Source organism: Methylophaga lonarensis MPL (assembly GCF_000349205.1).
Classification (GTDB): Bacteria; Pseudomonadota; Gammaproteobacteria; order Nitrosococcales; family Methylophagaceae; genus Methylophaga; species Methylophaga lonarensis.
In genome coordinates, this window is record NZ_APHR01000028.1 from 14,656 (window position 1) to 37,549 (window position 22,894).

The 22,894-nt window shown below is 50.6% G+C and carries 23 protein-coding genes; 14 read left to right on the plus strand and 9 right to left on the minus strand.

What is annotated here, in order from left to right; all coding sequences use genetic code 11:
* The first annotated feature begins 158 nt into the window (after positions 1 to 158).
* Positions 159 to 1,547 (plus strand): aminotransferase-like domain-containing protein, encoded by a 1,389-nt coding sequence (locus tag MPL1_RS05700; protein WP_009726173.1) that lies wholly within the window; start codon positions 159 to 161, stop codon positions 1,545 to 1,547.
* 15 nt (positions 1,548 to 1,562) lie between these two features.
* Positions 1,563 to 2,984 carry a cytochrome c oxidase accessory protein CcoG gene (gene ccoG, locus MPL1_RS05705; protein ID WP_009726174.1) on the plus strand — a complete coding sequence of 474 codons (1,422 nt, stop codon included), beginning with the start codon at positions 1,563 to 1,565 and terminating at the stop codon, positions 2,982 to 2,984.
* Between the two features lie 74 nt (positions 2,985 to 3,058).
* On the opposite strand, the gene MPL1_RS05710 is transcribed toward ccoG, so the two are convergent.
* The 3 genes from MPL1_RS05710 to MPL1_RS05720 are packed head-to-tail and all read right to left on the minus strand — an operon-like array spanning position 3,059 to position 5,492.
* The gene (locus tag MPL1_RS05710; protein ID WP_009726175.1) at positions 3,059 to 4,591 is read right to left on the minus strand and encodes a bifunctional GNAT family N-acetyltransferase/carbon-nitrogen hydrolase family protein; all 1,533 of its coding nucleotides are present in this window, start codon (positions 4,589 to 4,591) and stop codon (positions 3,059 to 3,061) included.
* 29 nt (positions 4,592 to 4,620) lie between these two features.
* Positions 4,621 to 5,043 (minus strand): VOC family protein, encoded by a 423-nt coding sequence (locus tag MPL1_RS05715; RefSeq protein ID WP_009726176.1) that lies wholly within the window; start codon positions 5,041 to 5,043, stop codon positions 4,621 to 4,623.
* Entirely contained in the window at positions 5,040 to 5,492 is a 453-nt protein-coding gene (locus MPL1_RS05720; protein ID WP_009726177.1) for a protein tyrosine phosphatase family protein, read from the minus strand. Before MPL1_RS05720 ends, MPL1_RS05715 begins: the two co-directional genes overlap by 4 nt.
* A gap of 115 nt (positions 5,493 to 5,607) precedes the next feature.
* Between MPL1_RS05720 and MPL1_RS05725 the strand changes: the two genes are divergently transcribed.
* Positions 5,608 to 6,045, plus strand: coding sequence for a lysozyme inhibitor LprI family protein (locus MPL1_RS05725; protein WP_009726178.1), 438 nt, complete (start codon positions 5,608 to 5,610; stop codon positions 6,043 to 6,045).
* A 6-nt stretch (positions 6,046 to 6,051) separates the two neighbouring features.
* On the opposite strand, the gene MPL1_RS05730 is transcribed toward MPL1_RS05725, so the two are convergent.
* Positions 6,052 to 6,552: an ATP-dependent zinc protease family protein gene (locus tag MPL1_RS05730; protein WP_009726179.1), complete on the minus strand. Its 501-nt coding sequence runs from the start codon at positions 6,550 to 6,552 to the stop codon at positions 6,052 to 6,054.
* Between the two features lie 201 nt (positions 6,553 to 6,753).
* On the opposite strand from MPL1_RS05730, the gene htpG reads away from it, so the two are divergent.
* From htpG to MPL1_RS05745, 3 genes are all read left to right on the plus strand, one after another.
* Positions 6,754 to 8,661 carry a molecular chaperone HtpG gene (gene htpG / locus MPL1_RS05735; RefSeq protein WP_009726180.1) on the plus strand — a complete coding sequence of 636 codons (1,908 nt, stop codon included), beginning with the start codon at positions 6,754 to 6,756 and terminating at the stop codon, positions 8,659 to 8,661.
* Between the two features lie 123 nt (positions 8,662 to 8,784).
* Complete coding sequence (gene hslO, locus MPL1_RS05740; RefSeq protein WP_009726181.1) at positions 8,785 to 9,678, plus strand: Hsp33 family molecular chaperone HslO; 894 nt, start codon at positions 8,785 to 8,787, stop codon at positions 9,676 to 9,678.
* 12 nt (positions 9,679 to 9,690) lie between these two features.
* Positions 9,691 to 10,272 carry a hypothetical protein gene (locus MPL1_RS05745; protein WP_009726182.1) on the plus strand — a complete coding sequence of 194 codons (582 nt, stop codon included), beginning with the start codon at positions 9,691 to 9,693 and terminating at the stop codon, positions 10,270 to 10,272.
* Between the two features lie 3 nt (positions 10,273 to 10,275).
* Here the strand turns inward: MPL1_RS05745 and MPL1_RS05750 are convergent, their stop codons facing one another.
* The 5 genes from MPL1_RS05750 to MPL1_RS05770 are packed head-to-tail and all read right to left on the minus strand — an operon-like array spanning position 10,276 to position 16,125.
* A complete protein-coding gene (locus MPL1_RS05750) occupies positions 10,276 to 10,551 on the minus strand; it encodes a DUF2933 domain-containing protein (protein ID WP_009726183.1) in 276 nt (91 codons plus the stop codon).
* Between the two features lie 35 nt (positions 10,552 to 10,586).
* Positions 10,587 to 13,106 carry a heavy metal translocating P-type ATPase gene (locus MPL1_RS05755; protein ID WP_009726184.1) on the minus strand — a complete coding sequence of 840 codons (2,520 nt, stop codon included), beginning with the start codon at positions 13,104 to 13,106 and terminating at the stop codon, positions 10,587 to 10,589.
* On the minus strand, positions 13,096 to 13,695 hold the full coding sequence (locus tag MPL1_RS05760; RefSeq protein ID WP_009726185.1) for a DUF2231 domain-containing protein: 600 nt from the start codon (positions 13,693 to 13,695) through the stop codon (positions 13,096 to 13,098). The genes MPL1_RS05755 and MPL1_RS05760 overlap by 11 nt, the downstream gene beginning before the upstream one ends.
* A gap of 11 nt (positions 13,696 to 13,706) precedes the next feature.
* Positions 13,707 to 14,417: a copper resistance protein B gene (locus MPL1_RS05765; RefSeq protein ID WP_009726186.1), complete on the minus strand. Its 711-nt coding sequence runs from the start codon at positions 14,415 to 14,417 to the stop codon at positions 13,707 to 13,709.
* Positions 14,404 to 16,125 carry a copper resistance system multicopper oxidase gene (locus tag MPL1_RS05770; RefSeq protein WP_009726187.1) on the minus strand — a complete coding sequence of 574 codons (1,722 nt, stop codon included), beginning with the start codon at positions 16,123 to 16,125 and terminating at the stop codon, positions 14,404 to 14,406. The genes MPL1_RS05765 and MPL1_RS05770 overlap by 14 nt, the downstream gene beginning before the upstream one ends.
* Positions 16,126 to 16,401: 276 nt before the next feature.
* Here MPL1_RS05770 and MPL1_RS13695 point away from each other — a divergent pair, with 276 nt between their 5' ends.
* The 8 genes from MPL1_RS13695 (at position 16,402) to MPL1_RS05810 (ending at position 22,846) form a co-directional block, all read left to right on the plus strand.
* Positions 16,402 to 16,566 (plus strand): hypothetical protein, encoded by a 165-nt coding sequence (locus MPL1_RS13695; protein ID WP_161604008.1) that lies wholly within the window; start codon positions 16,402 to 16,404, stop codon positions 16,564 to 16,566.
* A gap of 226 nt (positions 16,567 to 16,792) precedes the next feature.
* Positions 16,793 to 17,632, plus strand: coding sequence for an alpha/beta hydrolase (locus MPL1_RS05780; RefSeq protein WP_009726188.1), 840 nt, complete (start codon positions 16,793 to 16,795; stop codon positions 17,630 to 17,632).
* A 510-nt stretch (positions 17,633 to 18,142) separates the two neighbouring features.
* Complete coding sequence (locus MPL1_RS13415; RefSeq protein ID WP_009726189.1) at positions 18,143 to 18,298, plus strand: type II toxin-antitoxin system RelE/ParE family toxin; 156 nt, start codon at positions 18,143 to 18,145, stop codon at positions 18,296 to 18,298.
* A gap of 10 nt (positions 18,299 to 18,308) precedes the next feature.
* On the plus strand, positions 18,309 to 18,623 hold the full coding sequence (locus MPL1_RS05790) for a HigA family addiction module antitoxin (protein WP_009726190.1): 315 nt from the start codon (positions 18,309 to 18,311) through the stop codon (positions 18,621 to 18,623).
* A gap of 100 nt (positions 18,624 to 18,723) precedes the next feature.
* A complete protein-coding gene (locus tag MPL1_RS05795) occupies positions 18,724 to 19,104 on the plus strand; it encodes a VOC family protein (protein WP_009726191.1) in 381 nt (126 codons plus the stop codon).
* 456 nt (positions 19,105 to 19,560) lie between these two features.
* Positions 19,561 to 20,967, plus strand: a complete 1,407-nt coding sequence (locus MPL1_RS05800) for a hypothetical protein (protein ID WP_009726192.1) — start codon at positions 19,561 to 19,563, stop codon at positions 20,965 to 20,967.
* 214 nt (positions 20,968 to 21,181) lie between these two features.
* Positions 21,182 to 22,183: a GNAT family N-acetyltransferase gene (locus tag MPL1_RS05805; protein ID WP_009726193.1), complete on the plus strand. Its 1,002-nt coding sequence runs from the start codon at positions 21,182 to 21,184 to the stop codon at positions 22,181 to 22,183.
* 60 nt (positions 22,184 to 22,243) lie between these two features.
* The gene (locus tag MPL1_RS05810) at positions 22,244 to 22,846 is read left to right on the plus strand and encodes an HD-GYP domain-containing protein (RefSeq protein WP_009726194.1); all 603 of its coding nucleotides are present in this window, start codon (positions 22,244 to 22,246) and stop codon (positions 22,844 to 22,846) included.
* The last annotated feature ends 48 nt before the right edge of the window (positions 22,847 to 22,894 follow it).

The window sequence follows — 22,894 nt, forward strand, 5'->3', positions numbered from 1 at the left end:
ATTGTATGGGCTATCTACTTATGACAGATTGCAGCCACTCAAATACGGCAACTGACATGCAATAGGCCCATACAATTTATAAAATTGTCTTTGTATTTGATTGCATTTGAGTAAATTGCCCTCTAGTGTGGCTTCCATAAATACATGGGAGAACGACCATGGCAGAGTGGCAGGCACGTATTGAATTGAGTGCCCGGACAAAGTATCTGGGCATCGTTGAAGCGCTGGAAACTGACATTTATACCGGACGAATCAAACCCGGTGATCGTTTGCCGCCGCAACGCAAAGTGGCCGGGCAGTTAGGCGTGGATTTGACCACGGTAACCCGTGCCTATAACGAAGCCAATCGCCGGGGATTAATTGAGGCCCGGGTAGGCAGTGGCAGTTTTATCCGTCGCGATGTTGAACTGCACTTGTTTGCTGATATGTCAGGCAAAAGAGCGTTGCTTGATTTAAGCATGAACAACCCACCGCAACCCACCAGTGCTGGATTACGTCAGGCTATTCCTGATGGGATCAGTGAGTTAATGGCCGCCGGTGAGCGCCTGATGCAGTTGAACTATCACCATAGTGCTGGCAATCCACATGACCGGCAAATTGCCAGTGACTGGCTCGGTGAAACACTGGATTCTGTCAGTGCCCAGCGTACAGTCATTTCCGCCGGTGCTCAGGCGGCTTTATTTGCCATTCTGCGACTCTGTTGTAGTGCTGGTGATGTGGTGGCTTGTGGTGAATGGGTCTACCCAGGCTTAAAAGCGGCAGCAAGCGCCAATGGTATTCAGCTTTGGCCTCTGGCAATGGATGAAGACGGTATTTGTGATGCGGCACTGGCCGAGGCCTGTCAGCAACAGAAAATCACCGCGCTGTATCTGGTGCCAGCTATCGACAATCCAACAACCACCACACTTCCACTTCAGCGTCGACAGGCGCTGGCAGCCATTATTGAACGCTATCAACTGCACTTGATTGAGGATGACCCGTATTCGGTGTTGTTGCCTGAGCCCTTCGCGCCAGTTTGTAACTTTGTTGCACAGCGAGGCTGGTATATCCGCACGGTGGCTAAATGTATCAGTCCCGGCCTTCGCCTCGCCTATGTGATGGCGCCTGATGACAGAGCCGCTCAGATACTTGCTCAGCAATTGCATGCTATCAGTGTTATGGCCTCACCACTGATGGCGGCTTTGCTGTCTGATTGGTTGCAACAAGACAAGGTGGCACAGTTTGCCATCGCCATCCGCGAGGAAAATCAGCAACGTCAGGCCATTGCTGAAACTTTGTTAGCTGATTTTGCGGTTCAGGCCAGCCCCTATGCCCAACATCTCTGGTTAAGACTCCCTGACAGCTGGCGAGCAGATCAGTTTGCTGCACACGCTAATGCGCGAGGCGTTGCTGTGGTCGATGGTCAGCAGTTCAGCGCCAATGGACAGCATTATCAATCAGCCCGTTTATCGCTGGGCTTGATTGCCAGTCATGACATGTTGCGTGAGGCACTGTTGATCATTGCTGAACTGTTGGCTAATCCGCCACAGCAGCAATCGATAGTTTGAGCGAGGCTGACTGATATGTCACAGATAACTAAACACACTTCAGAAACGCTACAGGACGAAATTATTGAATGGCAGCTCAATGCTGGAGAACAGCAGATCGTCGCTAAACGCATGCCCGGACGTTATCGTCGGCTGAAATGGTTTGGCATGAGTGTCTGGCTGATTTATTTCCTCGGGCCTTATCTGCGCTGGCAAGGCCAGCAGGCAGTTTTGCTGGATATTCCCAATCGGCAGTTTCATATTTTTTCAATGACCTTGTATCCACAGGATATCTGGATGCTGTCGTTGACCCTGTTGTTTTTTGCCATTCTCTTGGCGGTGGTCAGTGCAGTCGCCGGGCGAGTATTTTGTGGCTATTTCTGTTTTCAAACGGTATGGACAGATATATACACACTCATTGAAGAGTGGCTGGAGGGGAATACACCACAGAAACAACAAAAATTCCGCCAGGAGCCATTCAGCCTCAACAAACTGAGTCGACGCCTTACTAAGCATAGTCTGTGGATGTTGATTGCACTGTTGACCGGCATTACCTTTTCCGCCTGGTTTACCGATGCTTATCAATTGTGGCGCGATGTGTTTGCATTGCAGGCACATATCGCAGTGTGGATTGCCCTCGCAGTGTTTACCGTTTTCACCTACGGCTTTGCAGGTTTTATGCGTGAGCAGGTCTGTTTTTGGCTCTGCCCTTACGCCCGCTTGCAGTCGGTGATGTATGACCAGGACACTGTATTGCCTGCTTATGATGTGGAGCGAGGCGAACCGCGAGGAAAACTGCAGCGCGGGCAATTGGCGAGCGGGCAGGGCAGTTGTATCGACTGCAAACTGTGTGTGGCGGTGTGTCCAACGGGTATTGATATTCGTAAAGGTCAGCAAGAAGGCTGTATTACCTGTGGTTTGTGCATTGATGCTTGTGATTCAGTGATGGATAAAATTGAACAACCACGTGGCTTGATTCGTTATGCCTCACACGCTGAATTAGTAGATCATCAAAAGCCTCAAGCACTGTTGTTGCGACCGAGGGTACTGGTTTATTGCACCATTATGCTGGTGTCACTTGTTGGTGTGGTCTATGGTTTTGCCACATTGTCGCCAACTGCTTTTACAGCGCTGCCTGAGCGTCAACCACTTTACGTGCAATTGAGCGATGGCAGTATTCAAAATCGCTACACATTGAAGTTGCTTAATAAGCAAAATCAGCCGATGGAAGTGCAATATCGCTTGGAGGCTCCGACAGGGTTTACCCTGCATGGAGTGCATGAAAGTTATCACATCGAACCGGGGCAAATGTTGCAGGTAATGGCTCTGGTGAGACGCGAGGTTGATATGGATGCAGATGGCATTACTCCGCTGCGCTTCGTTGCGGATGTAATTAATGACGCCACTATCGAAATTTATCACGACAGCGTATTTATCGGGCCAGCGACCGGGAATTGAGTGTTGCTGTCATGAACTCGTTGATGATGGACATTTGAGCTGAGCCTCAGTGCTGGTCCCACTGAGGCTAGGTTTCAGGAGTCGCTGTTCAGTAACTTCAGGCTGTAAAGATCATCGCGCCGATCCTTGAGGTTGGTGACGGAACCCTCATTGCGGGTGAGTTTGAGTTTTTCCAGATCCATATCGGAAAACATGATCATTTCGGTGTTCGGCGTGGTTTCGGCCATGACTGCATCGTGAGGGAAGGCAAAATCTGACGGCGAAAATACCGACGATTGCGAGTATTGCACGTCCAGATTTTGTACTTTGGGCAGGTTGCCGACACTACCGGTAACGACGACATAACATTCATTTTCGATGGCTCTGGCCTGGGCGCAATGCCTTACCCGGAGATAGGAGTTCTTGGTGTCGGTCCAGAACGGTACAAAGATAATGTCCACGCCCTGATCAGCGGCAATACGGCCCAGCTCTGGAAACTCGATGTCATAGCAGATCATGATGGCGACCCGACCAGCATCGGTTTGAAACACCTCAAACTGGTTGCCGCCTTCAATGACCCAGTCCCGGCGTTCATGCGGCGTGATGTGAATCTTGCGTTGTTCATCAACCCGGCCATCTCGGTGGCACAGATATGACACATTAAACACTCGATCATTTTCCAGCAGAGGCATCGAGCCGGTAATGATATTGATGTTATAGCTGACAGCCATGTCCGACATTTCATTGCGAAACTGTTCAGTGAAGCCAGCCAGATATCGAATGGCACGGGTTTGATCCATTTGGTCGGTCAAGCCCATCAGCGGAGCATTGAAAAACTCTGGAAACAAGGCAAAGTCGCTTTTGTAATCGGACAATGCATCGACAAAATATTCAACCTGTTTCAGCACTTCATCAACCGAGTGAAATTCACGCATCTGCCATTGCACAGCGCCCAGCCGAGCCACGGTTTTCTGGTTGCCAACCATCGGCGCTGGCGGTGTGTAGAGAATATTGTTCCAGTCGAGCAGGGTGGCGTAGCCCAGTGATTTTTCATCTTCGGGCAGGTATTTATGCATCAGCCGCGTGACCTGAAAATCATTGGATAACTGAAAGGTAAGAATAGGGTCGTAAATTTCCCGGCGTGATACCTGTTCAATGTACTCGGCAGGCGACAGTTTATCGGCAAATTTGTGATAGTTGGGAATGCGGCCACCCGCCAGAATCGCCCGCAGATTCATATTTCGACATAAATCCTTGCGCGCTTCGTAGAGCCGTCGTCCGAGGCGATAACCGCGATAGTCGGGATGGATAAAGACATCCAGGCCATACAAGGAATCGCCGCTGGCGTTGTGCCAGATTTTGTCATTGCTGAGAATCAGATCGTCATAGGTATGCGGGTTGCTGAAGCGTTCGTAATTGACCATCACGGTCAAGGCAACCGCTATCAAATCTCCGGAATCTTCGATACAAATCTGCCCATCGGGAAACTGTTCTATCAGACCTTCAATCGTCGTTTTGGGCCAGGCACCGCCGATATCGTTGTAGACCACATCCATCAATTGCTTGAGCTGCGGATAATCTGCCATCGTCAGATTTCGCAGGTTCAGATGTAGCTCTTCGTGTGCCATACAGATTCCTTGAGTGAGAACGTTGTTATTCAGTCACTAATGACCCAGTCAGGGTTCCAGACCACTTCCCAGACATGCTGATCGGGATCGCAAAAATAACCGGCATAACCGCCCCAGAAAGTTTCATGGGCAGGTTTGAGTACTTGAGCCCCAGCCGCCGCCGCTTCATCCATGACGCTATCGACCTCATCACGGCTACTGACATTGTGTGAAATCATGGCATGTGATGGACTGGGGCTGTCGGCTTCAATCCCCAGTTCCCGGATGATGCTGGCTCTCGGCCATAAGGCCAGTTTCAAGGTAGGCTGCAGATCGATAAACACCACGGCACCATGATCGTATTGTTCACCGATGATGCCTTCGGTGGCTAATCCCAATCCATCGCGGTAGAACTGCAATGCCCGGTTCAAATCGTCGACACCCAGGGTGATGACACTGATTCTTGGTTTCATGCTGAATCCTCCGGAAAACGATTGCACATGACATTCGACCAGACGCTATCGGCGGTCCAGTCGGTGAATACCCGCTTTCTGGCCTGCAATTCGGACAGGCCCTGAACATGATGCAGATACAAGAACAAAAATGCTGAAGCCCGATAGTTGAGCAGACAATGTACCCAGACCTTGGTGCCGGCACGTTGTTCCATTAACTGATTGAACTGATTCCAGTGCGCTCGCTGGGGCTGGTCAAAAGGCACTTCGATATGCAGATAGTGCATGCCCAGTTCGCTGACAATGGCAGCTTCGTTTTTGAGTGCTTCGGGGTGAGTTGCTGGTAGCAGGTTGATCACCGTTTCAAAACCAGCGTCGGCGATTAATTGAAAATCTTCGATAACAGGTTGCCCTGATGAATGGATATGTTCATTCACCTGTTTAACGTTGATGATCCGCTGAAAGTCCATGCTGGCTCTTTATTGGGTGGACTGATTGCAGTTTAGCAGAGCCACAGGATAAAAATTCAATGTCTTTTGGTCTTATGGTTTCGGGTTATGCTGATGGACCCTGATGGAGTTGACGATGATGAAAACTGCTTTTGCATTCCTGTTGTTTTTAACCAGTAGTCCACTGTTTGCTGACCAGTCGCTTTGCGCTGAAGCACAAACCACGCTGGAGATGAATGCCTGTCTGTCAGAGATGCTAAAGGACACTGAACAACATATGCGCGTCACCCTGTCTGAAGCCATGCAACGCCATCAGGATGACGGTCAGGTAATGGAAGCCATTAGTGACAGTCAGCATAACTGGCAGTCATATCGAGACAGTCATTGCCGTTCTTTATACGAAATATGGCGTCAGGGCTCGATCAGAAATGTGATTTACCTCGGTTGTGCCATTCAACTGACAGAGGCACGTACCGAGCAGCTCAGAAACGACTATCTGACTTTGATGGATAGCGCTGAAACGCCCAAGCCGGGCCGAAAGCCTGAGCAGTCCTCAGGCAACCGACCGCTATAGGCTAAGTCAGCCCAGGCGCACGTCACATTCCGGCGCTTGGGTATTGGTGTCTGAAGAGCTCACCAGTACCGAGTTGTCCAGAAAATTGCGACCCACCAGTATCGGGAAAGTCAGGTGGCTGCGATCTGCCAGGGTAAAGCGTGAGTTTTCATAGTAATCGCCCAGACACAGTCCCATTTCAACCACGTAACGCGTTTGTTGGCCACTGGCTTGCGTGACTGTGACTTCATCGACCAACGGGCGTGACAGTCGATGTGATTTGCCTTCGTGATCCACAAAGGTGAATTCCACATGCTTTTCTCCACCTTGCTCGACCACTTCAGTATCGACTGCGTACATCGAGTTTGTTGCGGCTCCTGTGTCGAGTCTTGCGGTGGTCTCAATTCCACCTGGAAAGAGTTTCACCTTTTCTTCGTGACCAAACACTTTGGCTTGTTGCTCACCAACACCTGTGTCGGCCATCAGTGGCGCTGCCGTCATTAGCGATGCCAAGATCAGAGAACGCATGTTTCCTCCTTTATTCTAAAAGTCAGTCACAAGTCGCTAAAAACGCGATTTGCGTTATTAGGGAGTCATTCTGGTTTGAATAGTTCCATCATCGTAATAACAGCATGCGATGACGGCTTGATGACAGACTCTTGATTTCCAATGGCGCAATCCCCATATGCAGCCTATCAATTCAACAAGCCAGATGGAGGCATAACTGCAATGGGCGTTGACGCACATAAAGAGACTTTGGGGTTCCAGACTGAGGTCAAACAACTATTGAATCTGATGATTCATTCGCTCTATAGCAACAAGGAAATCTTTCTGAGAGAACTGATTTCCAATGCGGCGGATGCGGCTGACAAACTGCGTTTTGAAGCACTGTCTGATGATGCGTTGTATGAAGATGATGCAGAGCTGAAAATCCGCGTTGCTTTTGATGAAAAAGCCCGCACCATTACCATTACCGATAACGGCATTGGCATGAACCGCCAGGAAGTTATCGACAATATCGGCACTATCGCGCGTAGTGGCACCAAAGCCTTTTTTGGCAAGCTGACCGGTGATCAGGCCAAAGACTCTCAACTGATCGGCCAGTTTGGTGTCGGTTTTTACTCGGCCTTTATTGTTGCCGATAAAGTCACCTTAAAGACCCGCCGCGCCGGACTCACCGCAGAACACGGTGTGTTGTGGGAATCCGGTGGTGAAGGTGAATTCAGCATCGAAACCATCGAAAAACCGACTCGTGGAACCGAGATCACCCTGCACCTGCGTGAAGGTGAAGACGAATTCCTTAACGGCTGGCGTATCCGCAATGTCATTCGCAAATACTCGGACCACATCAACCTGCCGATTGTCATGAACAAAGAACCGGTGCCAGATGAAGACGGCAAGATTGATGACAGTGTCATTGAAGATGAAACCGTTAACAAAGCCACCGCGCTGTGGACGCTGTCGAAAAACGACATCACTGATGATCAATACAAAGAGTTCTACAAGCAGGTGGCCCACGACTTTGAAGATCCACTGAGCTGGAGCCATAACAAGGTTGAAGGCAACACTGAATACACCTCGCTGCTGTACATTCCATCTCGCGCACCCTTTGATCTATGGGATCGGGATCGCATGCACGGCATCAAGCTGTATGTAAAACGTGTCTTTATCATGGAAGACAGCGAGCAGTTGATGCCGCGTTATCTTCGCTTTATCCGCGGTGTGATTGATACCAACGATCTGCCGCTCAACGTATCGCGTGAGATCCTGCAAAGCAGCAAAGTCATCGACAGCATCCGCACGGCATCAGTGAAGAAAATCCTGTCTGAACTGAGCAAAATGGCCAAAAACGAGCCAGAGCAATATAGCAAGTTCTGGAAAGAATTTGGTCAGGTCATCAAGGAAGGTCCAGGCGAAGACTTTGCCAACAAGGAAACTCTGGCCAAGTTGTTGCGTTTTGCCACAACTGAGTCGGGCTCTGCCGAGCAAACCGTGTCGCTGGAAGACTATGTTGGCCGCATGAAGGAAAAGCAGGACAAGATTTATTACATCACTGCCGAAAGCTACGCCGCAGCGAAAAACAGCCCACATCTGGAAGTCTTCCGCAAAAAAGGCATCGAAGTACTGTTGCTGACCGACCGGGTGGACGAGTGGCTGGTCAACTCGCTGACCGATTTTGACGGCAAACATCTGCAATCGGTGGCCAAAGGCGATCTGGATCTGGGCGAGCTGGAAGATGAGCAAGAGAAAAAAGCCCACGAAGAAGTTGAGAAAAACTTTGAAGATCTGGTGGAGCGCGTCAAGAAAACACTCGACGAGAAGGTCAAAGATGTTCGCATTACCCATCGTTTGACTGATTCACCTGCCTGTCTGGTCGCTGATAACTATGACATGAGTGCTAATCTGGAGCGCATGCTCAAGGCAGCGGGGCAGCAAGTTTCAGGCAGTAAACCGATCCTGGAGCTCAACCCTGAGCACCCGATGGTGGCCAAGCTGAAAGACGAAAGCAACGATGACAAGTTCGGCGACTGGGTGTCTATCTTGTTTGATCAGGCGCTGCTTGCTGAAGGTGGTCAACTGGATGATCCGGCCAGCTTCGTCAAAAAACTCAATGCCATGCTGTTGCAGCAGGCTTAATCCGACTGTTCGGCCTCTCTCCTGTGCGCGGGGAGGGGCCGGTCATTCCCGAATACGATAGAATATCCCTGCCAAGCACCATCATTTAACCCGTCGCGATCACCGCGTAATCAGGACACCATCATGCAAGACAGCCCCCAACAGGATCATCTGCAACGTTTTATTTTTGACAATGCCGAGGTGCGTGGCGAGTGGGTTCAATTAAAAAGCACCTGGCAGGAAGTCAGCAAGCAACGTGACTATCCGGCACCGGTGGCGCATCTGCTGGGTGAAATGCTGGCGGCTGCCGCACTACTCACTGAAACGGTGAAAATTGAAGGTCGTCTGGTCTTGCAAATTCGTGCCAATGGCCCGGTATCAATGATGATGGTCGAATGCACCAGTGATCACACGCTGAGAGGTCTTGCCAATTGGCAAGGTGAGATTGCAGATACTGCCAGTTTCAGTGAATTGCTAGGTGACGGCACGTTGGCAATCACCATCGAAGTCGTGGGTGCCAAGCAACCTTATCAAGGCATTGTCAGCCTGCATGGTGACAATCTGTCCGCGGTGTTGGAGAACTATTTTCAACAATCAGAACAGCTTGATACCCGTATCTGGCTGACTGCTGATCAACATGCTGCCGCCGGTTTGTTTTTACAACAACTGCCGGGCGATAAAAAACCTGAACAGGCCGAAAACTGGTCACGTATTAACCAGCTAGCGTCAACCGTCACGCCACAGGAATTATGTGAACTGGATGCCATCAACCTGTTGCATCGCCTGTTTCATCAAGAGCCAGTTCGGCTGTTAACCACCACTATGCTTGAATTTGCCTGTACCTGTTCCCGCGAGCGGGTCGGAGAAACCATTCGCATGTTGGGTGAAGCCGAAGCCAATGACATTATCGAAGAACATGGCTATCTGGAAGCGGCCTGTGAATTCTGTAATACCCACTATCAGTTTGATAAGGTGGATATTGCGCAGTTATTTAACGACAGCATATCGCCCAGCAGTGATACCGACGTATTGCACTAGGGCTCAAATAAAATGTCGCGACTGCTGATATTAAGTTCTATTTTATTAATATTAGCCGGGTGCTCGGCGCGTATTTCGCCGCCCGCCACACCTGAAACCCCGCGCAGCATATTCATACTTGATCATGGCAAGCATTCCAGTCTGGTATTGAGTCAGGCCAACGGCGATTTGATTCGATATTCCTATGGCGATTGGCGTTACTACGCACAGGCGCAGACCGGTATTTTCTCCGGTTTCCGGGCAATTGCCTTGCCTAGCAAAGCGGCATTGGGCCGACGAGAATTACCGGGGCCAGCCACTGCCGAGAATGTTCGGCAACAGGTTAAAGTCGGTATCGAAAACATGCTCAGTCTTGAGGCCGAAGCCGAAGCGGTAGATCGCCTGCTTGAACAACTGCAACACAAGTTCGATGCCTCACGCGACAGCCTGTTGTATCGACCAGAATACGATCTGGAGTTTGTCCTGCATCCGGTCAACTACACCTTGAGACACAATTCCAATCGAGTACTGGGCGACTGGCTCAAGGCGCTGGGCAGTGAAATTCATGGCTGGCCGCTGTTGTCCGACTGGCAGCTTGAACCGGACGGAATGTAGCAATTACTTGGGACGTTTTTGGGCTTCTTTACGCCCGTCTTCCAAGCCACGGCGATAGGCTGCTTCTGCATCCGAATCCTTGGCAGGCCCATGATTGTGCCCACCGTGCCCCTTGTGCATGAAAACATGCATTAACGGGCACAACAGAATAATCAGCAAGGGCAGGTAAGGCAGAACGTGCTCAGCGTGCTCAACAAACAGGAAATACAGCGCGGCGCCTATCAGGATAAGTGTCGCCACTCCGTGAAGGCTGTTCCAGAACGTGGGTTTTGCTGACATGGTATTTTCTCCTTTACGGTGGGGCAGATAATTCTTCACGGGGCTGCAGGTGTATCAGCCGCATGCAGCTTCACGCGTTTGAGCAACAAAGAATTACCAATTACAGACAACGAACTTGCGGTCATGGCAACAACACCGATCATCGGATGCAGTAAACCGATAGCGGCGATCGGTATGGCAGCCACATTGTAGGCGCTGGCCCAGATCAGGTTTTGCACTATTTTGCTGAATGTAGCGCGGGATAGTTGCATGGCTTCTACCACACCAGTCAGTTCACCGCGCACCAGAGTGACATCCGCAGCCTCAATCGCGACATCGGCGCCGGCACCGATGGCAATGCCCACATTGGCTTGTTTCAGCGCGGGTGCATCATTGATGCCGTCGCCAACCATGGCAACGTGGTCACCGTATTTTTGCTGCAGGGCGCGAACTGCATCAACCTTGCCTTCCGGCAATACCCCAGCCTGAACCTCGTCTATGCCTACTTCAGCAGCGACCGCCCGGGCGGCGCGTTCGTTGTCACCGGTAATCATTACCACATGCAAACCCAGTGCGTGCATACCTCGAATCGCGGCTATCGACTCTTGCTTGATGGTATCCGCTACCGCAACAATGCCGCAGGCTTTACCGTCAACCGCGACCAACACGGCGGTGCGGCCGCGTCCTTCCAAGTCATCAAGTGCTTTATCCAGTGCCTCCAGACCGCTTACACCTTTCTCGTCCAGCAGCTTACGGTTGCCTATCAGTACCAGAGCACCATCGACCTTGCCGGAAACACCACGCGCGCCGGTGGAACGAAATTCTGTTACTTCGCCGGGCTGCACCATACGCTCGCCGGCACCTTCAACAATGGCGCGGGCAATGGGGTGTTCGGAGGCATTTTCCACCGTCGCAGCCCACTGCAATAATTGTTGCTCGGTTACGCCCTCGGCCGTGGCTAGTTCAGTCAGTTTCGGTTTGCCCTGTGTAATCGTGCCGGTTTTATCAAGCACCATGACTTTGACGTCTTTAAAAGTTTGAATGGCCTCACCGGAGCGGATCAGAATGCCTCGCTCAGCCCCAATACCCGAGCCCACCATGAGTGCAGTCGGTGTTGCCAAACCCAAGGCACAGGGGCAAGCGATAACCAGCACTGCAATAGCGGCGAGAATAGCCAGCACTGGTGTGCTTGCTGTCGGATCTACCCAAGGCAGGAATCCTGCACCCCACACCAGTATCGGACGAAGCGTGTCGGCAGCAACGAACCACGCCACAAAGCTCGCCAGTGAGATCAAGATGACCACAGGCACAAAACGCCCGGTCATGCGATCAGCGAACTCCTGGATCGGTACCCGCGAGCCCTGGGCCTGTTCTACCAGTTTGATCACCTGAGACAAAAAGGTATCACCACCCACTTTGGTGGCCTTGACCCGCAATCGACCCTCTTTATTGATGGTTGCGCCAATCACGGTATCGCCGGGTGCTTTGTACACCGGCACCGATTCGCCGGTGGCAATGGATTCATCCAGATGGCTTTCACCTTCGACCACCTCGCCATCGGTGGGTACTTTGTCACCCGGTCGAATCACCATAATATCGCCCGGCTGCAGTGCCTTGATCGGTACTTCCAGTTCCTGACCGTCACGTTCTACCCGGGCCGTTTTGGCACCCAGCGTCAGCAACTTGCGGATCGCCTGTGAAGCTCTGCCTTTGGCTTTGGCCTCCAGATAACGCCCCAGCAGGTGGAAGGTCATGATGGTCGCCGCCATCTCGATAAACGAGGTCATGGTGACAAAAAAGCCGGCCAGCCCGATCAAGTAGGGCGGCAGACTGCCCATGGAGATCAACACATCCATGTTAAAGGTGCGGTTGGTGAGTGAGCGCCAGCTGGACTTATGGGTGGCTGCGCCGCCATAAAGAAAAACCACCGGAAACGCCAACAACGCCACGATCAGCAGATAGCCGGGGATCGGTTGCCAGAACATATGGGGGATCATCAACAGCATGATCAGAGTCGTGGGTATGCCAGCAATCCACAGGCGCTTCAGCGCCTGTTGCAGGTAGGCACCTTCAATATCGGCATCTTTCCCGGCTTCGTCATCGTCAGCTTCGTAAATGGCCTCTGCAACGTCGTAACCGGCTTTTTCCACGGCTTGCTTGAGCTGTTCAGCAGTGGGGCCGCCCTCGGCTATCTCAATGTGAACCTTGTGGCTGGCGATACTGGTGCTGATATGCGAGATGCCATTGAGCCGCTGGAGAGACTCGCGCACTATACCAGCGCAGTGATCCGAGCCCATGCTCGGCACAATAAGCTGCACCGTGTTTCCCACCCCCGAACTGCTGGCCGACGCGACCTCATAGCCTGCCTTTTCAACGGCTGTGCGGATAGCGTTCAGTTTCAGCTTGCCGGGATCGTAATTGGCTTCGACTCGGTGAGCCGCGATATTGGTATGAATCTCACCGATACCGTCCAGACGTTTCAGTGAGGTTTTAACAATGCCGGCGCAATGATCCGAACCCATGCCTGGCACAGTCAGTCTTGCCAGGGCAGTGGTTTGTTTTGATTCAGTGCTCATGTTGCCCCCCTGTTTTATCTGACGGCAATGGCTGGGAATGTGACTCTAATTCCCTCGAGTGCTCGGGCAAACTGTCTGCCTTATCCTGCATGTCATGGTCATGGTCATGATCGTGATCGTGATGACCGTGTTGATGACCGGCCGCTAGTACACCAATGCCATGTCGATATACCAGTTCGCCGCCTTTATAGCCGGTGATGGCCAGCAAGCTGCCAGCCACCAAAATCAGGATGACAAACAGAAAATGACGCCGCCCCTGAAATTTGGCACTGCCAAACAGGTTAGCCAGTAATGACCATACGCCGAGCACCATAAACACAGTAGCTGTTATCAAAGCCCAATGTCGATGACTGGCCATGGCATGATGTTGTTCCAGCGTCGAGTGCGCAACGGTATCAAAGGCATGGGCACCGGTCAGCACAGTGCCCACTGTGAATAACACACCCAGCCAGAGTGTCCAGCGAGCGGTGATCTGCAGTCCGGCTAAAGGTATCAGACTGCCAAGCAGATGCAGCAAGACTGATGTGCCCAGCAGACCGATAGTGAAATGCACCAGTATGGGATGCCAGTTGGGAATAATTTCGATCATGTCACTTCTCCTTAGAACATCAATCTCAGCCCCAAAGACACCGTGTAGCTATCCCGACGCTGATCATTACTGCTGGCGATACGGGCAGTGCCACCAAACTTGCGGTCATAGCGCAGATCCAGATAGGGCGTGATTTCACGGCTGATTTCGTAGTTAAAACGCAACCCCAAGCGACCTGAAGTCAAACCTCTTCCCAGCTCTTGCCGGTCCACTCGCTGCGCGGCCAGATCTAGCCGGTAATACGGCTCGATGCCAAATTGCTGGGTGAACAACAAGTGGGTGCTCTGCTTGAGTCTGGCGGTGACATCGCCATAGTCACTGACAAACAGGTGGGCGTCGGTTTTCAGGAAATATGGCGCCAGACCATGCACACCAAACACGGCATAACTGGTGCTTTCGGGCTGAGTGTCGTGCCGAAAACCTGCCTGAACATCCCAAAACTCGGCAACATTGCGACTGTACATAGCCCACAATTCATTTTCCTTGAGCCGACCTTTTTGCTGTTTGGTTTCGGTTTTCAACCACAACTTGTGGGTATCGCCACCAATCCAGCCATCCAGATCCAGATGGGCAATGCCGCCCTCATTGCCACCACCGTATTGAGCTTCCAGCCAGAAAGCATGGAATATCTGTTGGCCTTTGTGATGCGGATCGGCGTCGGCGACAGCCGTGTTCAGCCATACTGCCAAGCTCACGGCAATCATCAGTTTAGTGATGGTCATGGTGATGTCCTCCGTGATGATGTTGGTGATGACCGGTGTGTTCTCCCGTTGGATCTGCCTCAGCCACCGCCATGACGCCCATCATGCCGGCGGCCATGTGATAGAGCAGGTGGCAATGAAACATCCACTCGCCAGGCTCATCTGCGGTGAGTAATACCGACATTTGCTGGCCGGGAGGAACATTAACGACATGCTTGCTCGGCAAATAGTCAGGATGCTGACCATTTTCCAGTTGCATAAACATGCCGTGCAGGTGCATCGGATGCGCCATCATGGTGTTGTTCTGGAAGATGATTCTTACCCGCTCGTTGTAATCCAGTTGAATGGGTTTGAAGTCTGGATCGCCAAACTTTTTGCCGTCCAGTGTCCATATAAAGCGTTCCATGGAGCCATCTAGCGTGACCACGATCTCACGAGAAGGTGGGCGATTGTCGGGCTGTCTGGTCAAGGAGCGCAGATCGGCATAACGCAATGCAGTGTGTCCCTCAGGCGTACCTGCCTGAGCCCAGCCGCTATTGCTTGATTCGAGGATACCGATGGACTGATGCTGAGAATCACCTTCATGACCTTCATGACCTTCATGACCTTCATGACCTGAATGCTCTGATGGGGCGGAATGTGATGGGTTGCTGTGGTCATGATCGTGCCCATGTCCATGTCCCATATCCGCCATGGTCAATAAAGCACGGGGACGATGCGTTGGCTGAGGGCCACGCATGCCGATCTCTGGTGCCAATGTGCCCAGTGCAAAGCCAGTGCGATCAATACTTTCCGCAACAATGGTAAATGCATCATGGCTCTGTGGCTGCACAATCACATCATAGGTTTCGGCGACGGCAAAGCGCAGTTCATCTACCGTGACCGGCTCAACATATTGACCATCGGCCTGCACCACGGTCATCGGCAGACCTTTGATACGCAGGTCATATATCGACATCGCAGAGGCATTGATAAAGCGTAAGCGAATGCGTTCGCCGGGTTTAAACACCCCCGTCCAGTTCTGCTCAGCGGTTTTACCGTTGATTAAAAAGGTATAGCCACTGACATCGGCCAGATCGGTCGGCGACATACGCATCTGTCCCCAGTCGCGAGCATCTCGCCAAACCTTGCTCCAGCCCTGCTGACGCACATCGGCAAAGAAGTCACCGACCGTGCGCTGGGAAAAGTTGTAGTAATGCGGACTTTTTTTCAGATTCTGCATGATGCGTCGACCACTGTGCTCGTGAAAGTCAGAAATCAACACAACATAATCCCGATCCGCCTCAACCGGGCTGTGGTCTTTGGGATGAATAATCATCCCGGCATAGTGGCCATCCTGTTCCTGGGTACCACTGTGCGCGTGATACCAATAGGTGCCGTTCTGCCGGAGCGGAAAGCGATAGGTAAAGGTTTCACCCGGCGCGATACCACTAAAACCACCCATGCCCGGCACACCGTCCATTTTCGGTGGTAACAACAAGCCATGCCAATGTACCGATGTGGGTTCATCCAGCTTGTTGATGACGTGAACGACGGCTTCATCACCCTCGGTAAATTCAAGTATCGGGCCAGGAATAGTGCCGTTAATCGTGATCCTGTCGACGGTTTTGCCAGTGATATTGACGGCTTCACGGTCAATCACCAGGGTGTACTCGGTTTGATTGGCAAAGGCTGAAAAGCTCAGCGATGCAGCTAACACAGTGGTCAGCCAAAAACGAATGATAGTCATCTGAAAATCCTCAGAAATGATTCAATTCGATATCCGCAAGGATACCGGCCAGAACAAGAGGATTAGCTTCGGCGGGGGGCGCTTGAATTTATTGGGATCGGGGTCAACAAGATGTGCGTTCGAATCACTCAAACGCACAGCAATATCAGCACGGCTCATCAGCAGTGGTGACAGGTCCAACAAGGCCGAATTGTGGCATTGGGCAGACATGCACATGCAAACATCGCCTGTGCAATGGGACTGTGTTTCATGTGTTGCGTGTGAAGCTGTGTCGGAATGACAGTCAGTCTCGCTCTGGCTCAGTTCAGTAGTCGTCAAAACACTGTGATCGGCATGCACCACAGGCATCAGCATCGACAATATAAAAATGCCGATAAGCAGGATGTGGAAACAAGGCGAGTGTTTGGTCATAAACAATTTACTGAAGTAGACAGCGTTTAGACACAGCATAAGCCAAAAGTTTTTCCGATGCCAAAATTCGATGAGAAATAATCGCTGCCATGCCATAAACGGACGGGCTATTGTAACTGACGAATCTCATCAACCAGTGGCAAAGATTTATCCAGCTTGATTTTCCGGCTTGATTGACCGAACCTCGTAGATCATCAAACCTTAAAAAGTCGCTGACTATCGACATCACAAGCTGCATTGGAGGATACCTCTTCTTATGCGTTATCTGAAAATCTATCTGCTTGGTTTATTGCTTGTTCTGCCAAATGTCGCACTCGCCGCGGATCGTGAAGTAACCGTCTGTGGATGGTTCAAAGAACGATGGGTTTTTACCCTGTGGAGCTCAGTAGCACCAAGTCCTGATGCCGCCAGAGTTGCCGGGCACCATCTTATCCAGAGAACAGAATTTACAACCGGTGATGACAAGGTTCTGAGAGGATACAAATATCAGGCTCAAGATAACAACGGCCTGGCAATGCAAGCAGAAGGCTACATTTTGGTGGCGTTGGGTAATGCCATGATAGCCGACCTGATGATTACGACTTTAGAACGCTTTTCTCAGCGCGGTTACGATGTCTATATCTACGATTACCGCGGCTACGGCGACTCACAAGGCAAACGCAGAATCAACGCCATCATCGAAGATTACAAAGAATTAGTGGCGCACCTGAACACACAGTATGAGAAACAGCTTTTATATGGCATATCGCTTGGCGGCGCAGTTATGGCAAACGTAATCGGCAGTGGAGCTCAATATGACCGCGTAGTGATTGACTCCAGCCCCAGCAGATTATCGCCTCATGGCTGCCCAAAGTGGTTGGACCCGGCAGAAAATATTCCAGATAACGCAAACAACCTTCTGGTGATCACAGGTGAAAAAGATTCAGTGCTAGGCCCCGACATGACCGCTGAGTTCAGAGAACTAGCCAAACAAAAAGGGGCGGCTGTATACAACGGCTCGAATTATGGCCATCCGTTTATGGACCGCAGATATGCAATTCACAATGAACGATTAAATCGGGTGATTGATTTTCTGGATGGTAGGGCAGGTGATTGAATGTTGGCACAAGCCTGAACCGGTGTTGCCTCATCTTTAGTATCCGAGCAGACACTTCTCACCTAATTGATTATTCACATTTCTGCTACAGGGTTTGCCAGCAATACATATCTGTGAAATATTCAGGCCATAACAATCAATGGAGTGGATCAATGAAAATCAAGTTGGCTGACCCCTTGAACCTTTGGTGTAAGGGCTTGTGCTAAATGTTGGCCATGATAAGGGTGACACTTATTGCTCTTGGACATCTTTTTCTTTTCAGTATTCCACCTTATTTGCCTAAACCCGCTAGTAAATTATTAAGTGAAAAGTTAGTTAGAATCAATAGGGTCAGAGTGTTTGATTTTGCGACTGGTTTTCCGCTGCCTTCCAAACCAGCCGCAAATGCGGGCGTTATGCCCTTCTTTCAACCGCCCTCCTTGATATTAACGCTTTACGTTATTAACGACATGCGTCAATTTTGAGCGAATTGCCTTGAGGAAAATTCGGCAACTCCAGGCAGCAAGCCAGTTGGATGATCTTAAGGTACCGCCCGGCAATATGTTGGAGCCATTGCATGGTGACCGCCAAGGTCAGCACAGCATTCGAATCAACAGGCAGTTCCGGGTTTGCTTCCGCTGGACCAAGGCTGGTGCGGAGGACGTTGAAATTGTTGATTACCATTAGGAGGTAACTCATGCGTAATATTGAAGCTGTAACGCCAGGCGAGTTGCTGAAGGAAGAGCTTCTTGAGCCGATGGATATTTCTCAATACCGTTTGGCTAAAGAAATCGGGGTGCCTGCTCAGAGGATCGGCCAGATTATTGCTGGGAAGCGTTCGATAACCGCAGACACGGACCTGCGACTTTGCCGCTTCTTTGGTTTATCCAATGGCTATTGGTTACGAGCTCAGGCTGCCTATGACACTGAGATTGCGAAAGAGACCCTAGAGGATCAGTTGAAGAATATTCGTCCGTGGAGTGCTGCATCAGAGGTCGGAGACAGGGCATAACCAACGGCTGCACAGCGACCGATTTTCCGCTGCTTCGCGGCTCCAAACCGGTGCGTGAGCCGGACGTTATGAGTATCCATACTCGCGAAGGGAGTCATAAGTGTTTAACGTAAAAGCAACTCAGCATGTTCTGGCGGTCAAGGATCTTGAGAAGACCGAGAGCTACTTTCTCGACAAGCTTGGTTTTTCCGTCCGGTTCCGTGCAGACGGCTGGTCGTTCTTGAGTCTCGGCAGTTTTCATATCATGTTGGGGCATTGTCCGGATGAGCTTTCGGCCCGTGATACGCATGAGCATTCGTACTTCGCGTATGTGAACTGCGTGGGCATTGACGACCTCTACCGCGACTATCAGCAACGCGGCGCAGAGATTTTCCAGGCAATATCGGATAAACCTTGGGGCTTACGTGAGTTTGGTGTAGCAACACCCGAGGGTCACCGAATCATGTTCGGAGAAGACATTGAGTCATCAGGGAACTCATAACCAGGCGGTCAACCGGACGCCAAAAGCGTGCCGCTTTTGGTCCCCTCCGCTGTCGCTCCGGCGCCGGTTACCTCAGCGTTAATTATTCTGCGCTGCCGCATCAAGCTTATCCAAGAGTTCAAGACCGCGCTTAACGTCACCTGAGGCTGCAAAGGTACGGAAGCGGGTTTCACTGTCAAACTCGGCAAGTGTTTGGGTTGAAACGTGGCCTGGCAATTCATTTTTAGTACGGAATGTACGGAATAAGTGAGTTGATAAGCAAAGAGCAGGGCCGGTATCAGTTTTCAGTTTATGTATACGTGCCTTAGTTCACATTAATTTCAAAATTCATCGGGTTGTCACAATAAATCACTATCTTCAGGTTCGGTGTTAATCATCCGACTTGGAGGCAATGTGAAAAATACGCATAAATTATTACTCGCTACAATGCTGAGTGCTCTTTATAGCGCACCGGTAATGTCTAACTGTATTGCAGGTGGCGACGCTGATTCCCCGACACTGCTTTGCACCGCAACTGACAGCGGCAATATCAATGACAATCGGAACAATCTGGCAGTGACTATTGAGGAAGATGCCGAGCTTGTACGTGCAAGTGGTCGTCCTGTGCAATTGGGTGGTTCGAATCAGTCGGTCAATAATCTGGGGCTGATCGAAAGCGGTAATGATGATGCGATTCGTGGCCGAGGTGAAAACCTGACCATCGACAATTGGGGCACGATTATTGGCGGTGACCGGGGTATCCGTCTTCAGAATGATGCTCACAATTTCACGCTGATCAATCAGGCAACCGCTGAGATATTTGCAGTGCGTCAGGCCGTGCGCTTGGACGAAGAGTTTGCCCTCGAAAATGCACACATTACCAACTATGGTTTGATCGAAAGTTCTGAAGGCCGTGCCATTCAAAGCCGTGGACCGGGCACTACCGTGATTAACTACGGCACCCTGCGCGGTAATGAGGAAGTGATCGAGGCGCGCGAAGATTTCTATCTGGAAAATTACGGCACTATCGCTTTGCACGGACTGTCATGGGATGCTGACACACGGACCTGGACCAATACGGGTGCAACCAGTGATGAAGACGGTGTGCAGTTCGCTAGTGGCGAAGTGCATAACTACGGCGTGATTCTCGGTACTGATGACGGGATCGACATCGACGAGGGCTTGGTGCATAACTATGCAACGGGCGTGATTATCTCTACTGGAAGTGCAGATGATCCTTTAAACGGTGGTAGTGGTATTGATATCGATCCGTTCTTCGAACCCACAGTGGGTGAGGTGCGTACTGCAGGGCCTTTGACCATCATTAATGAAGGCTACATCGAGGGTGTTAGTGCCATTGGCGCCGATGAGGCCAGCACGGCCGAAATCACCATTGAGAATAGCGGCACTTTAGTGGGGCGGGGAGGTAATGCCATTGAGCTTGCGCCTAATCAGGGTAACAGCAGCCTTCTGCTGACAGGCAATAGCGAAATTATCGGTAATGTTATTTTTGGCAGTGGCGATGATACCTTGATCATTGATGGGCTGAATTTGACTTCCGGCCTGCTGAGCACGGGCTTCTTTGATGGCGGCTTGGGGTATAACAGCGTTATCTTTAATGACTTTTCCTTATCCAATATTTTGTCGATTGATATGACTGATGCGCTGATATATATGTCATTTGGCATCGCCAATAACGAACTGTTCTCTGGGAGTTTCACTAACTTCTCATCATGGACGTTTGGCATTGATGGCACTTTCTCGACCAGTGCATTAATCAGTCAGTTTTCGAATCCAAGTGCCGTTCCGTTACCAGCCGCGTTGCCGCTGTTCGCTTTCGGACTGTTGGGACTGTGGGCAGGCAGAGCACGCCTGTTGGGTTAGCAACCGACCAGGGACCGAACCCATTAATAAGTCAGTTATGACTTAAGATTCGATTCCCACATCAGCTTAATATTTAGGGCCAGTGTAAAACTCAGCATTATGAGTGTTTGCACTGGCCCTAAATTAATTTACCCTGAAGTTAAATCTACTCGACCATCTGAACATATCTGATGCCGAGGCAGATATTTTGGATACTCAACACTCAGGATGAAACATGTTTCCAGCCCTTCATGACGTTTTGGCAGGTGTGATAGGCGGCATCATTGTCGCGCTGATCGGTTGGGGGCTGACCGTTGCCAAACAGTTATATGAAAAAAAGAAATTTCCGATAGAAGGCGAATACCTTACCTATTTTGAAGATATGGAAGACGGGCAACCGGTCATGGTCACTTCGTTAACAAGTATCAAGCAAAAAGGCACCAGAATTATCGGTAAAAACACCTTGCCCGATGGCCGCAGTTGGACCATCGACGGCAATATTGTCGGCACAGGCCATGTGGCCGGTGTGTATTCTGCCGATGCGACTTATGACGATGGTGTCGGATCTTTTTACCTGAAAATAAACGGCGATAATCTGGATGGCATGTGGTCGGGCTATGACAATGAAAATAAGACCACCGCTTCTGGACGTTACTTCTTCAAGAAAAAAGCGCAAATAACTATCAGCGAAGCGACCGAGGCTGATATTCCCAGTATTTTGAATCTATCTATTCCCTTGTTTGGCGAGGGCTATATCAAAGACGTGTCCGACTATATCAACAGCCAGGATGGGGCGGCATTTGTCGCCAGAGAAAACGACAAGGTTGTTGGCTATGCGCTGGCAAAACGCTGTGAAAAGAATGACCTGCGAAATCTGTTTGGCGAGGATGAAAAGATTTCCGTGGATATCACCCATGCAGACAAGGCCGGGTATTTAGGTGTCATCAAAACCATCGGAGTGTCGCCACAGCGCCAAGGTCACGGCATTGGCGAGGCTCTGTTCAAGGAAGCAGAGTCGAGGCTTAAAGAAAAAGGCGTTAAAATAATTGTGGTGCCAGGCTGGGTCGATAACGGCAAAACCAATATTGACGGCCTGATGAAACACTTTGACTATTCGCCTTTTATGTTCGACCCGGAATATTGGAAAGCGCGTTGTGAAAAAGAAGAATTTCAATGCCCGAACAAAAAAGGAACAGCGTGTGTTTGTGGAATAAAGTTCTATAAAAAGTCTTTATGAAAACAGCATGGCTGTGATCAAGCCGCAGGATGCGGGGTTAAATAGCTCGAGGTACCCCCCATGGAACTGGACGACGATATTTTCAATTCATTACTCAAGTACACCAAGGCTTTGTCTGTGGCGCTTGGGTATCGTGATCTTTCAACACAACTGCATTCAGAACGGGTGCAAGAACTGTCAGCCAGTATTGGCGAATATTGCGGTTTAAATCGTAAAGAGCTCAATACGCTGGTAATGGCGGCTTCTTTTCACGATGTTGGCAAGATCGGCATTTCCGACAATATTCTGCTCAAACCAGCCAAGCTCGATGAGGCTGAGTGGTTGACGATGAAAGAGCATTCGGAGATAGGTGAGAAGATCATGCTCTCGACCGAGCTTGAGGGCGCGCCGCAAGTTGCCCGGTTGATTCGTCATCATCACGAGCACTTCAATGGCATGGGCTATCCGGATAATCTTGCCGGTGAGGAAATTCCTATTTGCGCCCGCATTATCAGCATTGCAGACAGCTACGACGCCATGGCGGTCACGCGGTCATATCACCGCGTCAGAACGCACTCGGAAATCATGGACATTCTGCATGAGGAAACCGGCAAGAAGCATGATCCCGAGCTGATGAAAGGCTTTTGCAAGATTATCGAACGTAGTCATCATCGAGCACCTTGATAGTCAGCCTTTTTTCACTGCGTAGTTGGTGAAAAGTGTCTAACTACT

Excerpts from the sequence above, each read along its gene's own strand:
- MPL1_RS13695 (WP_161604008.1), top strand. The coding sequence starts at position 16,402 with ATGACAGTCAGTCTCGCTCTGGCTCAGTTCAGTAGTCGTCAAAACACT.
- MPL1_RS05720 (WP_009726177.1), bottom strand. The coding sequence starts at position 5,492 with ATGGACTTTCAGCGGATCATCAACGTTAAACAGGTGAATGAACATATC.
- MPL1_RS05780 (WP_009726188.1), top strand. The coding sequence starts at position 16,793 with ATGCGTTATCTGAAAATCTATCTGCTTGGTTTATTGCTTGTTCTGCCA.
- MPL1_RS05805 (WP_009726193.1), top strand. The coding sequence starts at position 21,182 with ATGTTTCCAGCCCTTCATGACGTTTTGGCAGGTGTGATAGGCGGCATC.
- hslO (WP_009726181.1), top strand. The coding sequence starts at position 8,785 with ATGCAAGACAGCCCCCAACAGGATCATCTGCAACGTTTTATTTTTGAC.
- MPL1_RS05755 (WP_009726184.1), bottom strand. The coding sequence starts at position 13,106 with ATGAGCACTGAATCAAAACAAACCACTGCCCTGGCAAGACTGACTGTG.
- MPL1_RS05700 (WP_009726173.1), top strand. The coding sequence starts at position 159 with ATGGCAGAGTGGCAGGCACGTATTGAATTGAGTGCCCGGACAAAGTAT.
- MPL1_RS05730 (WP_009726179.1), bottom strand. The coding sequence starts at position 6,552 with ATGCGTTCTCTGATCTTGGCATCGCTAATGACGGCAGCGCCACTGATG.
- MPL1_RS05745 (WP_009726182.1), top strand. The coding sequence starts at position 9,691 with ATGTCGCGACTGCTGATATTAAGTTCTATTTTATTAATATTAGCCGGG.
- MPL1_RS05715 (WP_009726176.1), bottom strand. The coding sequence starts at position 5,043 with ATGAAACCAAGAATCAGTGTCATCACCCTGGGTGTCGACGATTTGAAC.
- MPL1_RS05710 (WP_009726175.1), bottom strand. The coding sequence starts at position 4,591 with ATGGCACACGAAGAGCTACATCTGAACCTGCGAAATCTGACGATGGCA.
- ccoG (WP_009726174.1), top strand. The coding sequence starts at position 1,563 with ATGTCACAGATAACTAAACACACTTCAGAAACGCTACAGGACGAAATT.
- MPL1_RS05765 (WP_009726186.1), bottom strand. The coding sequence starts at position 14,417 with ATGACCATCACTAAACTGATGATTGCCGTGAGCTTGGCAGTATGGCTG.
- MPL1_RS05790 (WP_009726190.1), top strand. The coding sequence starts at position 18,309 with ATGCGTAATATTGAAGCTGTAACGCCAGGCGAGTTGCTGAAGGAAGAG.
- MPL1_RS05770 (WP_009726187.1), bottom strand. The coding sequence starts at position 16,125 with ATGACTATCATTCGTTTTTGGCTGACCACTGTGTTAGCTGCATCGCTG.
- MPL1_RS05760 (WP_009726185.1), bottom strand. The coding sequence starts at position 13,695 with ATGATCGAAATTATTCCCAACTGGCATCCCATACTGGTGCATTTCACT.
- MPL1_RS05810 (WP_009726194.1), top strand. The coding sequence starts at position 22,244 with ATGGAACTGGACGACGATATTTTCAATTCATTACTCAAGTACACCAAG.
- MPL1_RS05800 (WP_009726192.1), top strand. The coding sequence starts at position 19,561 with ATGTCTAACTGTATTGCAGGTGGCGACGCTGATTCCCCGACACTGCTT.
- htpG (WP_009726180.1), top strand. The coding sequence starts at position 6,754 with ATGGGCGTTGACGCACATAAAGAGACTTTGGGGTTCCAGACTGAGGTC.
- MPL1_RS05750 (WP_009726183.1), bottom strand. The coding sequence starts at position 10,551 with ATGTCAGCAAAACCCACGTTCTGGAACAGCCTTCACGGAGTGGCGACA.
- MPL1_RS05725 (WP_009726178.1), top strand. The coding sequence starts at position 5,608 with ATGATGAAAACTGCTTTTGCATTCCTGTTGTTTTTAACCAGTAGTCCA.